Source organism: Saccharopolyspora sp. 6M (assembly GCF_020176775.1).
Taxonomy (GTDB): domain Bacteria; phylum Actinomycetota; class Actinomycetes; order Mycobacteriales; family Pseudonocardiaceae; genus Saccharopolyspora_C; species Saccharopolyspora_C gregorii.
The window spans coordinates 3070-16093 of record NZ_JAIUJZ010000231.1; the positions used below are offsets into that span (position 1 = coordinate 3070).

9 protein-coding genes are annotated in these 13024 nt (G+C 74.4%); 6 read left to right on the forward strand and 3 right to left on the reverse strand.

The genetic code is table 11. The features are described 5' to 3' along the window. Window positions 1-342 precede the first annotated feature (342 nt). Window positions 343-3582: a glycosyltransferase gene (locus LCD31_RS25415; RefSeq protein ID WP_224962084.1), complete on the reverse strand. Its 3240-nt coding sequence runs from the start codon at window positions 3580-3582 to the stop codon at window positions 343-345. Between the two features lie 185 nt (window positions 3583-3767). Here LCD31_RS25415 and LCD31_RS25420 point away from each other — a divergent pair, with 185 nt between their 5' ends. Genes LCD31_RS25420 through LCD31_RS25430 form a run of 3 tightly spaced genes read left to right on the forward strand, consistent with a single transcriptional unit; the run spans window position 3768 to window position 6203 of the window. Further along, window positions 3768-4085, forward strand: coding sequence for a hypothetical protein (locus LCD31_RS25420; RefSeq protein WP_224962087.1), 318 nt, complete (start codon window positions 3768-3770; stop codon window positions 4083-4085). After that, a complete protein-coding gene (locus LCD31_RS25425; RefSeq protein ID WP_224962089.1) occupies window positions 4075-5544 on the forward strand; it encodes a cell wall metabolism sensor histidine kinase WalK in 1470 nt (489 codons plus the stop codon). The genes LCD31_RS25420 and LCD31_RS25425 overlap by 11 nt, the downstream gene beginning before the upstream one ends. Next, window positions 5541-6203, forward strand: a complete 663-nt coding sequence (locus LCD31_RS25430) for a response regulator transcription factor (protein ID WP_224962091.1) — start codon at window positions 5541-5543, stop codon at window positions 6201-6203. The genes LCD31_RS25425 and LCD31_RS25430 overlap by 4 nt, the downstream gene beginning before the upstream one ends. Before the next feature lie 713 nt (window positions 6204-6916). Here LCD31_RS25430 and LCD31_RS25435 read toward each other — a convergent pair. Next, complete coding sequence (locus LCD31_RS25435; protein WP_224962093.1) at window positions 6917-8227, reverse strand: UDP-glucose/GDP-mannose dehydrogenase family protein; 1311 nt, start codon at window positions 8225-8227, stop codon at window positions 6917-6919. A 234-nt stretch (window positions 8228-8461) separates the two neighbouring features. On the opposite strand from LCD31_RS25435, the gene LCD31_RS25440 reads away from it, so the two are divergent. Further along, entirely contained in the window at window positions 8462-9220 is a 759-nt protein-coding gene (locus LCD31_RS25440) for an SDR family NAD(P)-dependent oxidoreductase (RefSeq protein ID WP_224962095.1), read from the forward strand. A gap of 46 nt (window positions 9221-9266) precedes the next feature. Continuing rightward, window positions 9267-10301 (forward strand): NAD(P)-dependent alcohol dehydrogenase, encoded by a 1035-nt coding sequence (locus LCD31_RS25445; RefSeq protein WP_224962097.1) that lies wholly within the window; start codon window positions 9267-9269, stop codon window positions 10299-10301. 19 nt (window positions 10302-10320) lie between these two features. On the opposite strand, the gene LCD31_RS25450 is transcribed toward LCD31_RS25445, so the two are convergent. Then, a complete protein-coding gene (locus LCD31_RS25450; protein ID WP_224962099.1) occupies window positions 10321-11958 on the reverse strand; it encodes a TM0106 family RecB-like putative nuclease in 1638 nt (545 codons plus the stop codon). A 219-nt stretch (window positions 11959-12177) separates the two neighbouring features. Here LCD31_RS25450 and LCD31_RS25455 point away from each other — a divergent pair, with 219 nt between their 5' ends. Further along, window positions 12178-12900 (forward strand): DUF6474 family protein, encoded by a 723-nt coding sequence (locus tag LCD31_RS25455; protein WP_224962101.1) that lies wholly within the window; start codon window positions 12178-12180, stop codon window positions 12898-12900. Window positions 12901-13024 lie beyond the last annotated feature (124 nt).

Consider the following 13024-nt stretch of genomic DNA (forward strand, 5'->3'; position numbering starts at 1 on the left):
CTGCGCCCCCGGGGTCCCCGCGGGGGGGGCCCCCCCGGCGCCGGGGGCGCCCCCCCCCCGCCCGCCCCCCCCGGCCCCCCCCCCCCCCCCCCCCCCCCCCCCGGGGGGGGGGGGCCGTTCCACGTCGATGCCGCTGCCCCGTCCGCCGACCCGCCCCGCGCAGCACCGAGGTAGCGGAACGGAACCTCACCGCCCGGCGTTGAACCCGCGTCGCGGTTCTCGGCCATGTCCTGTCAGTGGCGAAGCCGCTGAGCAGCGACCACCCGAGCAACCGGACCACCCGCGGGTTCTCAGCGGGATTCCCGCTGAGGTTCCGCCACCCCACCACGGCGCAAACCGAGTTCACAGCTCCGCATCGAGGAGTTTCGCGATCGCTGCTCGGGATACGTCCGGGCCGAACTGGGCGGCGATGCCCGCCTTGCCCGCCGCGGACAGCCGCGACCAGGTGGGGTCCTCGGTGAGCAGCCGGACCACGGCCGCCGCCAGCCCCGCAGCGTCGTCCGCGACCAGCACGTCCTGCTCCGGCTCCAGGTGCATGCCCTCCATCGCCAGCGTCGTGCCCACCACCGGCACACCCAGCCCGAGGGCCTCCCCCACCTTGCCCTTCACGCCCGCGCCGAAGCGCAGCGGCGCCAGCACGACCCGGCTGCGCTCGTAGAGCGCGGCGAGGTCCGGCACCCAGCCGTGCACCTCGACGCCGTCCCCGGCGAGCGCCAGCACCTCCTCGGTCGGGTTGGAGCCGACGACGTGCAGCACCGCGTCGGGGCACCGCTCGCGCACCAGCGGCAGCACCTCCGCGGCGGCCCACTCCGCGGCGTCCCGGTTCGGCGGGTGGTCGAAGCTGCCGACGAACAGCACGTCGCGGCGGCCGTGCGGGAACTCGGTGCCGTCGCGGACGTCGTGCACGTTGGACAGCACCCGCACGTCGGCGTCCGGAACCAGTTCGCCGAGCAGCTGCTGCTCGGCCTCCGACACCACCAGCGTCACGTCGCAGGAGCGGACCAGGCCGAGCTCCATCTCGCGGGACGCGAACGCCTTGCGCAGCAACGCCTTCGCCACGTCCGGCTCGCCCTGCTCCTCTGCCAGCGCGGCCTGCCGCTGCAACCGGAGGAAGTGCACGTCCACGGTGTCGTAGGCGAGCACGGCCCGCGGCGCGCGGGTGCGCAGCTCCTCCACCAGGCTCCACGCGACCTGCGGGCGGGACAGCACGGCCAGCGAGATCTCCGAGCCCGCCTCGGCGAGGAACGCCTGCTGCAGCTCGGGTTCCGGCAGCACCGTCACCCCGGCCTGCTGCAGCTCGGTGGTGTAGGGCTCCAGCTTCGCGTGGTTGCCGGGGAAGAACACGACCCGCGCGCCGAGCTCCACGAACTGCTCCAGCACGCGGCGGATCCGCACCGAACCGGAGTCGAAGTCGGGGCGCGGCACCTGGTGGTCCTTCACCAGCACGATCGGCCCGTGGTGCCCGCGGGCGCCGCGCTGCCGGGCCAGCCACAGGTTCCGCGGCGAGGCCTCCGGCAGGTGGTCGGCGAGGACCTCCCGCCACTTGTCCACGAACACCTGGCGGTTCAGCTCCTGGTGCCGCTTCACCCCGGTGGACAGGTCGGTGCCGTTGGAGACGCCTTCGTGGTGCACCACCACGGCCTTCGGCTGCACCACGGTGCGGTAGCCGGCGGCGCGCACCGCGAACGCCAGGTCGGTGTCCTCGTAGTAGGCGGGCGCGAAGCGGGTGTCGAAGCCGCCGACCTGGTGGAACACCTCGGCGCGCACCAGGATCGCCGCGCCGGAGCAGTAGTCCACGTCGCGCAGCACGTTGTGCTCGGAGGCGTTCGGTTCCCCGTTGCGCCCCAGGTTCCAGCCGGTGCCGTCGGCCCAGACGATGCCGCCGCACTCCTGCAGGCGGCCGTCCGGGTAGACGAGCTTCGCGCCGACCAGCCCGATCCGCTCGTCGGAGTCCATCGTGGACACGAGCAGGTCCAGCCAGGACTCGGTGACCTCGGCGTCGTTGTTGAGGAAGAACAGGTGCCTGCCGCGCGCGTGCTGCGCGCCGAGGTTGCAGGCGCCGATGAACCCGAGGTTCCGCTCGGCGCGCACCAGCCGGACGCCCTCGCACTCCGCGAGCCGCACCGCGCTGTCGTCCGGGGAGGCGTCGTCCACCACGATCACCTCGAACGGCACCGACACCAGGTGCCCACCGAGGAACCGCAGGCACTGCCGGGTGTAGGGCCACTTGCCGTGCACCGGGACGATCACGCTGACCACCGGGTCGTCGCTGCGCGGCACCGCGACCGGGCCCGTCTCGGGCGCCTGCTCGGCCGCGACCGCGCCGGGCTGCCTGCCGAGGGCGAGCTCGTAGACGTCGCGGCGGGCGGTGCCGCGGGGCGCGACGCGCTCGACGACGGTGCGGTACTTGCGGACGGCGCGCTGCACCAGCGCCGAGTTCTGCGCGACGAGCTCGGCGTTGCGCTCGGCGAGCTCGGCGGCGGTGCGCTCGGCCTCCGCGGTGCGCTGCTCCAGGCGGGTGACGGTGTCGCGGAGCCACTCGATGCGCGCCGCGTCCCGGTCGGCGCCGAGCCGGGCCTGCTCCAGGCCCGCTTCGAGCTCGGTGCGCAGCCGCTGCTGCTCGTGGACCTGCTCGTCGGCGCGGGACTCCTCGGCGCGGCGCAGCTCCTCCAGCCGGGCGACCGCGCCCTTGAGCTCCTCGGCTTCCGCGCGGCTGCGCTGGTAGTGCTCGTTGAGCTTCGCGACGTCGGCTACCGCCTCGTCGCGCTGCTCGATGATCGGCCGCACGTCGGCCTGCCCGGCCCGGCGGGCCAGGGTGAGCTCGTCGTCCAGCAGCACCGCCGCGGCGGGCAGCTTCGGCAACGGCCGGTCCGAGGCCACCCCCAGCAGGTAGGTGTGCGGCAGGCCCTGGCGCACCGACCACGCGCCCGACCCGTCCTGGTGCAGCGTCTGCAACCGGACGCCTTCGATCGCGGTGTCCGGGTCGCCCGGGTCGGCGGGGGTCAGCACCGAGCCGACCGCCGCGTTCTGCCGCAGCACCGCCACGTGCCGGAACGCGCCCTCCAGCAGCGACTCGAACTCGGGGCCGGTGAGCTCCTTGACGTGGAACGGGTTGTCGTTGCCGTGCTCGTGCTGGTAGACGTCCGTGTCCGGGGTGCTGACCAGGAACAACCCGCCCGGTCCGAGGCGGGACCGGACGAGGGCGAGCACCGCGTCGTGCTCGGCGACGTGCTCGATCGCCTCGAAGCACACCACCACGTCGAACGGCTTCTCATCGGCCAGCACGTCCGGGTCGGTGATCGAGCCGGTGCGGAACGAGACGTCGCGGGAGCCGTAGCTCCGGGTGGCGTGCTCCACGGTCGCCGGGTCGACGTCGAGGCCCACGACCTCCGCGCCCTCGGCGGCCAGCAGCGCGGCCCCGTAGCCCTCGCCGCACGCCAGGTCCAGCACCCGCTTGCCGCGGACGAACCGGGCCGCCAGGGCGTACCGGTGGTAGTGCTCGTAGATCACCTGGACGTCGTCGGCCCAGGGCACGCAGCGCTCCCCGGTCCAGTCGATCAGCCGGTCGCCGTCTTCACCCATCGCGCCTGCCCTCGGCCCCAGTACCCGTGCCGGTCCGCGATCGCGGCGGCACCCGTTCGTGGTGCAGGCTAGCCGCTGGGCGGTGCCGCCAGGCGCGGGATCCGCGCAACCTCCGGCGCCCCGCATGAGAAAGTTCTCATGCCCTTCTCATCCTCCGGGGCCAGGAAGGCGGCGACGATGCGGGCATGAGGCCGGTGAAGAGGTTGCCGCTGCTCATCGCCGCGCTCGCGCTGCCGATCACCGCGGTGCTGCTGGGCTACGCGCTGAGCAACGGCCCGCGCGCCCCGCAAGTGCCTGCGGCGGCGCGCGTCGGCGACCTGGTCGAGCTGGCCCCCAGCAGGCCGGCGACGCCGCCGGTCGTCGCCACCTCGGCGCCCGCCGACCTGCCACCGCCGGAACCGGAGGACGACGACGACGATCCCGATGATCCCGACGACTCCCCCGACGACCCCGACTCCCCGGGCCACCCCGACTCCCCGAGCCGGCCGGACGATGACGACTGAGCAGGCGCGCCGCGGCACCCGCGTCCCCGCCCGCGCCCAGATCATGGGCTGGATGCTGCTGGTGCTGGTCGTGGTGCTGACCGGGATCGTGCTGCTGGTCTGGCGGTTCCTGCACAACGAAGCGATGAACAAGGTCACCGCCGCCCTGGAGCAGGAGGGGCACGAGTTCGTCAACTTCGCCCACGTCGGCCGCGATCCCGCCACCGGCGTGCCGATAGGCGACCCGGAGGTGCTGTTCGAGACCTACCTCGGCCAGCAGTACCCGGACGCGTGGGAAGCGCTCATCGGCACCTGGGACACGCCCACCGGCCTGCAGATGCGGGTGCAGTCGCAGGACAAGGGCACCCGCGCGGCGGTGCACGACCCGGGCCTGCTGGAACGCATCTCGCACTCCGCCGCCCGGGAGGGCACCGCGCGCTCCAGCGCCGGACCGCTGCGCTGGGTGAAGGTGGAGGTGCACACCCGCGACGGCGGGCACGCCTGGTTCATCACCGGGCACTTCACCGCCGCCGACGTGTCCGAGGTGCACGAGGTGGTGCGCACCTTGGTCCTGGTCAGCGCGTTCGGCGTGCTGCTGGCGGCGGCCTCGTCGTGGGTGGTGGCCGGGGCGATCCTGGCGCCGGTGCGGGTGGTGCGGCAGACGGCCGCGGAGATCAGCGAGCACGACCTGACCCGCCGCATCCCGGTGGAGGGCCGCGACGACATCGCGGCGCTGGCCTACCAGTTCAACGCGATGCTCGACCGGCTCGAATCGGCGTTCAGCACGCAGCGCCAGTTCGTCGACGACGCCAGCCACGAGCTGCGCACCCCGATCACCATCGTGCGCGGGCACCTCGAACTGCTCGGGGACGACCCGGAGGAGCGTGACGAGGTGGTGCGGTTGTGCACCGACGAGCTGGACCGGATGACCCGCATCGTGGAGGACCTGCTGATGCTGGCCAAGGCGGACCGGCCCGACTTCGTGCACCCCGCCGAGGTGTCGCTGGCCGAGCTCACCAGCGACATCGACGCGAAGGTGCGCTCCATCGCGGACCGGCGCTGGGTGCTGGAGAGCATCGGCGAGGGCGACGTGGTGGTGGACGCGCAGCGGCTCACCCAGGCCGTGGTGCAGCTGGCGCAGAACGCGGTGCAGCACACCGAGGACGGCTCGGAGATCCGCATCGGCTCGGCGCTGAGCCTGGGCCGGTTGACGCTGTGGGTCACCGACCGCGGGCCGGGGGTGGACCCGGCCGAGGTGGAGCAGATCTTCGCCCGGTTCGCGCACGGCAGCGGTCCCGGCCGCGGTGGCGCCGGGTTGGGGCTGGCGATCGTCGCCGCCATCGCCGAAGCGCACCAGGGGCGGGTGCGGGTGCTGTCCGAACCCGGGAACGGGGCCACCTTCGGCCTCGACCTGCCCGCCTGGCCGGGCGCGGTGCCCGGCCTCGTCCCGCCCGCGACCACCGAGGAGGCCAAACCGTGAGCAAGATCCTGATCGTCGAGGACGAGGCGCGCATCGCGGCGTTCCTGGAGAAGGGGCTGCGCGCCAACGGCTTCGGCACCTCGGTCGCCGGGGACGGCGCCACCGCGCAGGAGCTGCTGCTCGGCGGCAACCACGACCTGGCCGTGCTCGACCTGGGGCTGCCCGGCAAGGACGGGTTCTCGGTGCTGCAAGCGGTGCGTGCGCAGCGGATCACCCTCCCGGTGATCATCCTGACGGCGCGGGACTCGGTGCACGACACCGTCGCCGGGCTGGAGGGCGGCGCCGACGACTACATGACCAAGCCGTTCCGGTTCGAGGAGCTGCTGGCGCGGGTCCGGCTGCGGCTGCGCTCGGCGGACCGCGCGCCGGACGTGGCGGTGCTGCGCGACGGCGACCTGTCGCTGGACCTGCGGACCCGGCGCGCCCAGCTGCCGGACGCGACGGTCGACCTGACCGCCCGCGAGTTCGCGATGCTGGAGCTGTTCCTGCGGCACACCGGCCAGGTGCTGTCCCGGGAGCAGATCCTGTCCCACGTCTGGGGCTACGACTTCGACCCCGGTTCGAACGTGGTGGACGTGTACGTGCGGGCGCTGCGCCGCAAGATCGGCAGCGAGCGGATCCGCACGGTCCGCGGCATGGGCTACCGCCTCGGTTCCTGAGACCCGATCCGGTCGGTGGCGCGGTTCCGGGGGCCCTCGGCGTCACCCTGGGTCGCGGTGGCCGGTGCCCGTCCGGGATGCCCGGCGGTGCCGTGGTCGCGCTCCGCGCCGAGTTGTGCACACCTGTGGACAACTTCGTCCACACCTGTGCACAACCGGGCGCGGAGCGGGTGCCGCGCACCCCCGGGAGCTCGGGGAACGGAGTTGTCCACAGGCTGTGGAAGGAATGTTTGCGCTGGCCCGGTGGTGCGGGCGCGCGTTCACCGGCCGGTCGTCCCACGGTTCCGCGCCGGACCGCCACCGGCCCACCACCACCGGCCCGGCGCACGGCCCGCGGGCCGCCCGTCCACAACCCCCGCGGCGCCGGGAACGACCCGCCCCGACGTCCGGCACCGCCCCTCCGGCCTCACCCGTCCCAGCAGCGTCCCGTGCCCCAGGGTGACCACCTCACCCCCCGCGCAGCCCCGGCGGAGCGGCGGACCGCCCGCCTTCGCCGCTCCCCAGCGGCCCGTTGCTGTTTCTTGTCAGCGGCGAAGCCGATGAGCGGCGACCACGCACCCGGGCCGACCACCCGCGGGTTCTCAGCGGTTCCCTCGCGAGGACAGCGATTTCTCATGTGGCGGAGCCACCTGTGAAATCGATCCCGCAGCGAGGGGACCGCTGAGGTTCCGCCACCCGAGCACTGCGCGGACCGAGTCCAACAGAAAAGGCACTCAGCCGACGGGGAGCCTGCCCACGCCGCGCCAGGAGATCCCGGCCCGCCGCAGCACGTCCGGGTCCAGGTGGTTGCGGGTGTCCACCACGACCGGCCCGGCGAGCAGGCCCGCCACCCGCGGCCAGTCCAGCGCGCGGAACTGCTGCCACTCGGTGAGCACGACCAGCCCGGCGGAGCCCTTCGCCGCTTCGTACGGGTCGTCCACCAAGGTCACCACGTCCCGCAGCGGCGCCTCGTCGCCGCGCAGCCCCGGGTCGCAGGCCACGAGTTCCGCGCCGCGCGCGGCCAGCAGCTCCGCCACCGCCAGTGCCGGGGAATCCCGCAGGTCGTCGGTGCCCGCCTTGAACGTGAGGCCCAGCAACCCCAGCCGCACCCCGTCGAGCGAGCCGGCCACGCCGACCCCGCACGCGTCGGCGACCTTCGCGACCATCTGCTCCCGCTGCCGCGCGTTCGAGTCGATCGCGGCGCCGAGCAGTTCGAAGTCGAACCCGACGGACTGCGCCACCTGCAGCAGCGCGGCCGTGTCCTTGGGCAGGCAGGAGCCGCCCCAGCCGGGCCCGGGCTGCAGGAACGACTGCCCGATCCGCCGGTCGTAGCCCATGCCCTCGGTGACGTCCGAGATGTTGGCGCCCAGCCGCTCGCACAGCTCCGCGACCGCGTTCACGTAGGACAGCTTCGTCGCGAGGAAGCAGTTCGCCGCGTACTTGACCATTTCGGCGCTCGGCGCGTCGGTGAGCACCGTCGGCGCGCCCAGCCGGGCGTAGAGCGCGGCGACCCGCTCGGCGGCGTCCTGCGAGGCGGAGCCCACCACGATCCGGTCCGGGTTCAGGAAGTCGTGCACCGCGGAGCCCTCGCGCAGGAACTCCGGGTTCGACACCACGGCCACGTCGGGGCGGCCGACGAGCTCGGCGACCCGCGCCGAGGTGCCCACCGGCACCGTCGACTTGCACACCAGCACGCACCCGGCCGGCAGCTCGGTGGCGACCTCGGCGACGACCGATTCGACGGCGGCCAGGTCCGCGCCACCGCCGGAGCCCATCGGCGTGGGCACGCACAGGAACACCACTTCGGCGTCGGCGACCGCACCGGCCGAGCCGAGCACGAACTCCAGCCGCCCGGCCGCGATGCCCTCGGCGACGAGCTCGCCCAACCCGGGTTCGAGGATGCCGACCTCGCCGCGGGACAGCCGGGCGACCTTCGCGGCGTCCACATCGCTGCACACCACCCGGTGTCCCAGCGACGCCAGGCAGGCGCCGGTCGTCAACCCGACGTACCCCGTCCCGACGACCACGATCCGGCGAGCGAACACGGCGACCTCCACAGCGGCGGCCCGACCGGGAAATCCCCAGTTCGGGAAGCTGACCTCGCTCGAATCGTGGCACACCGGCCGGGCGGGGAAGGCCGCTTCGGCAACTGTTCACGCGCTGCTGCTCGGGTGGTGACGCAGCGGTGCACGGCAGTTCACGACCCGATCAGTACTGCACAACCGCGCCCAGTACTGGTTGACTACGAGCGCATCGCGATCGACACCGAGGAGAGACCCATGCAGATCACCGGCACCGCCGCCATCGTCACCGGCGCCGCCTCCGGGCTCGGCGCGGCCACCGCCCGCGCGCTCGCCGAACGGGGCGCGCACGTGTTCGGCGTGGACCTGCCGGACTCGGTGACCGCGGCGCCGCCCGTCGACGGCATCACCTACACCGCCGCCGACGTCACCGACGCCGACCAGGTCGGCACCGCCGTCGAGCAGGCCGCGGGCGCCGGGGTGCCGCTGCGGATCGTGGTGAACTGCGCCGGGATCGGGCCGTCCGCGCGGATCAGCGGCAAGCAGGGCCCGCACGACCTCGACCTGTTCCGCAAGGTCCTGGAGATCAATCTGCTGGGCACCTTCAACGTGCTGCGGCTGGCCGCCGCGGCGATCCGCGAGACCGAACCCGACCGGGAGGGGCAGCGCGGCGTCGTCATCAACACCGCCTCCGTCGCCGCCTTCGACGGGCAGATCGGCCAGGTCGCCTACGCGGCCTCCAAGGGCGGGGTGGCGAGCCTGACGCTGCCCGCCGCCCGCGACCTGGCCTCCGCCGGGATCCGGGTGATGACCATCGCTCCCGGCATCGTGGACACCCCGATGCTGGCCACCGTCAGCGAGGAGTTCCGCGCCGGGCTCGCCGCCGGGGTGCCGTTCCCGAAGCGGCTCGCCGTGCCGGGCGACTACGCGAAGCTCGCGGTCGGCATCGTCGAGCACGACTACCTCAACGGTGAGGTCATCCGCATGGACGGCGCGCTGCGGATGCCGCCAAAATGATCAGCCAGGTGATCCGGATCGGGGAGGGCGCTCGCGAATGGGCTCGATGAAGGCCGTGCAGTACCGCAAGGTCGGTTCCAGGCCGGAGGTCGTCGAGATCCCCGTCCCCGAACCGGGCCCCGGCCAGGTGCTGCTGCGCGTCGAGGCCGCGGGCGTCTGCCACTCCGACTTCACCGTGATGAGCTGGCCCGCCGAGGGCTTCCCGTACCCGCTGCCGCTGACCCTCGGCCACGAGGGCGCGGGCACCGTCGCCGCCGTCGGGCGCGGCGTCACCGCGGTGGCCGAGGGCGAGCAGGTCGCGGTGTACGGGCCGTGGGGCTGCGGCGGCTGCCGGCAGTGCGCCACCGGCATGGAGAACTACTGCACCCGCACCGCCGAGCTCGGCGTGGTGGCGCCCGGGCGCGCCGCCCCGGGCGCGATGGCCGAGTACATGGTGGTCGACGACCCGCGGCACCTGGCGCCGCTGGACGGGCTGGACCCGGTGGTGGCGGCCCCGCTGACCGACGCGGGCCTCACCCCGTACCACGCGATCAGCCGCTCGCTGCCGAAGCTGGTGGCGGGCAGCACCGCCGTGGTGATCGGCGTCGGCGGGCTCGGGCACCTCGGCGTGCAGCTGCTGCGGGCGCTGACCCCCGCCCGGATCGTCGCGATCGACCTGGCCGAGGAGCCGCTGGAGCTGGCGCGGCGGGTCGGTGCGCACGAGGTGCTGCGCTCGGACGAGCACGCCGCCCGGCGGGTCCGCGAGCTGACCGGCGGGCGCGGCGCCGAGCTCGTCGTCGACTTCGTCGGCGCGGAACCCACGGTGCGCACCGCGGCGGAGTGCGTCGGCATCGCCGGGGACGTCACGCTCGTCGGGGTCGGCGAGGGCCGGCTGCCGGTGGCGTTCGGCGCGGTGCCGTTCGGGGTGTCGGTGGCGGCGCCCTGCTGGGGCGGGCGCGCCGAGCTGCTGGACGTGCTGGCGCTGGGCCGCTCCGGCGCCATCTCGGTGCACACCGAGACCTTCCCGCTGGAGCAGGCACCCGAGGTCTACGAGCGGCTCCACCACGGGGACATCACCGGCCGGGCGGTCCTCGTCCCGTGATCGGTCCGGCCGGACCGGGTCAGAGGTCCTCGGTGAACGGGATCTCCCCCGCTTCGGGCGAGGTCATCCAGCGGCGGACGGCGAGGGTGGCGCGGACGTCGTCCTCGTTGTACTCCAGCAGCCGCCGCCGCTGCGACGGCTCGGGCCGCTGCCCGTCGAGGCCCACGGCGTCCCGGTACCAGCGCATCGAGTTCTCCCCGCTGGCCTCCGGGTCCCGCCAGGCGAACCCGGCGCTGGGCGCGATCACCTTGAGCCCCTTGCCCTGCGGGCACAGGAACTGGTCGCGGACGGCGGCGAACAGGTCGACCCACTCGCCGGAGCCGATGAACCGGCGCACCTCGGACACCTCGGGGATGCCGGGCTTGCCCGCGAACCGCTCGGCGGAGGACAGCATCCAGCGGTTCTCGGCGAGCTCGTTGTAGCAGTAGGCGCGGAAGGTGAGGCCGCGCGCGTGCGCCCGCTCGCGGACGGCGGTGAACCAGCACCAGAACTCGGCGAACGAGCGGGCCTCGTCGTCGGAGGGCAGCGGGTCCCAGGTGACGAACGCGCGGTAGCCCGGTTCCTCGTCGACGTCGACGCCGGAGAGCCAGCAGCCCCACATGTAGGCGCCGGAGTCGGCGTAGCTCTCCATGTCGACGTCGATCTCCACGTCGGCGCGCGGCACGTCGAGCTCGCGGACGCGGCGGACCAGCGGGAGGTCGCGCAGCCACGCCTTCGCCAGCAGCACGGCCTCGGCGGTGCGGGCGGCGCCGAGCGCGGTGCCCGCGCCCCGCTCGGGGGTCATGGCCGCGAGGTCGTCGACGGTGTGCACGTCGGCGCCGCGCAGCGCGGTGGCGTCCTCGCCGCGCACGACGAGGCTCACGTCCCGGGCGTCGCGCAGTTCGGCCGAGCAGGTCGGCCACCACGGGCAGCCCTTGCACTCGGTGACGCGGGACGGCAGGGCGAGCGGTTCGGCGCCGGTCGCGGCGGCGGTGGCGACGGCGACCCGGTCGGTGAACCGGGCGTCGTACTCGGCGAGCGCGGTGCGGCCGCCCGGCCAGTTCGGGGCGAGCAGGTCGTGCCAGACGACGACGTCGCCGTCGACGCCGATGACGCCGCCGGTGGGGTTGCCGGGCGCGGCCATCCCGCACGCGGCGAGCAGCCGCACCAGGTGGGCGAGCCGCAGCTGGTCCCGGGGCTGGGACCGCACCTTGCGCCGCGGGTCCCGCCGCGCCGAGCCGGGCAGCGGGTCCTCCACCGGGGAGGTGCGGGCGCCGTTGCCGGGGTCGGTGGTCTTGTGCCGCACCACCAGCACCGGCAGGTAGCCGGAGTCGACGCGCACCAGCAGGTCGATGCCGCCGAACCGGCCGGCTTCGGGGTCGGCGGGCAGCTGCGCGCCGGAGATGAAGCGGACGCCGTCCCGCATCGCGGTGAGCGTCTCCCGTTCGCGCTGCCGCCTGCTCGCATCGCGGGGGACGCGCGCCCAGGACTCGCCGAGCGCGGCTTCGAGCCGGTCGGCGATGGCGCGGCGGTGGTCGGCGGCGTCGCTGACGCGCTGCTCGATGCCCGGGTCCACGGGTGCTTTCGGCAGGTCGCGGGCCTGCGGGTCGTTGTCGAGGTGCACCCTCCTGCGGCATCGCGTGACCACGCCCGCGTCGAGCAGCACCTCGTTCTCCACGCCCCGCAGCGTAGGCCGTGCCCCCGACGATCGCGCCCATCACCCCGGTGACGCAGCTGCACGAGTGGTGACTCGGCGTGCACATCTGGTAGATCACTCGCGCTTCCGGTCAACCGGCAGCCGCCGCCGCGACTCCTTACAGTGATCCGCGAGCGAGGTGAAGCCCCAGGTCGGGGCATCGGCACGGCGCGGACCGCGCCGGAACAGCAGGAGGCGGCGATGACGCGACGCGAACCGGCCACCGCAGCACTGACCACCGAGGTGCTCGACACCGAGCCGCTCACCGGCGGGGACACCGGCGGGGACGTGCGCTCGGCCGCCAAGCAGGTCAAGAAGGTCGCCAAGCTGGAGGCGAAGGCCGCCCAGCAGCGGACCAGGACGGCCAAGGAGGGCACCAAGGCCGTCAAGCAGGGGGCCAAGGCGGAGACCAAGGCCGCCAAGCAGGAGGCGAAGGCCGCGGCCAAGGCCGCCAAGCGGGACGAGAAGGCGCGCAAGAAGGGCGAGCACGGCCGGTTCACCCCCGGCGACGCCCGCAAGGCCGTCGGCGTCGCCAAGATCCTCGGCCCGGCGCTGGCCCCCTACGCGTGGCAGGCGTTCACCGCCGCGCGGGACGGTTACGACCGGGCCCGCGCGCGGCGGCTCGGCGTGCCCGTCGACGATCTGGGCCGGTTCACCGGGCGCGGGGCGGCGCTGCACGCCCGCATCGCCGGGGACGCGGAGGCGCTGCGCGACCTGCGCACCCGCACCGGCGGCCGCAGCGCCGCCGAGATCTCGCCGGTGGAGAAGTTCGCCGACCAGGCCGAGAGCAGGCTGGGCCAGCTCACCAGCGCCGTCCGCGCGGCCGAGCACATGCCCGCCCCGCGCCGCCGCGCCGCGCACCGCGCGGTGACCGGCGAGCTGGACCGCATCGAGGCCGACCTGCTCCAGCGCCTCGGCGTCTGATCGGACCGGGCAGCACGACGGCCGGGGGGGGGGGGGGCCCCCCCCCGCGGCCGGTGTGCGCGGTCCGCGCGCGGCCGGCATTCCGAGGTGCCCCGGGTGGGGGTCCGCCGCGGCCGTCCGGTCC

Bases quoted from the DNA above. Each gene is read 5' to 3' on its own strand.
- LCD31_RS25415 (WP_224962084.1), bottom strand. From the start codon at position 3,582: ATGGGTGAAGACGGCGACCGGCTGATCGACTGGACCGGGGAGCGCTGC.
- LCD31_RS25420 (WP_224962087.1), top strand. From the start codon at position 3,768: ATGAGGCCGGTGAAGAGGTTGCCGCTGCTCATCGCCGCGCTCGCGCTG.
- LCD31_RS25425 (WP_224962089.1), top strand. From the start codon at position 4,075: ATGACGACTGAGCAGGCGCGCCGCGGCACCCGCGTCCCCGCCCGCGCC.
- LCD31_RS25440 (WP_224962095.1), top strand. From the start codon at position 8,462: ATGCAGATCACCGGCACCGCCGCCATCGTCACCGGCGCCGCCTCCGGG.
- LCD31_RS25445 (WP_224962097.1), top strand. From the start codon at position 9,267: ATGAAGGCCGTGCAGTACCGCAAGGTCGGTTCCAGGCCGGAGGTCGTC.
- LCD31_RS25455 (WP_224962101.1), top strand. From the start codon at position 12,178: ATGACGCGACGCGAACCGGCCACCGCAGCACTGACCACCGAGGTGCTC.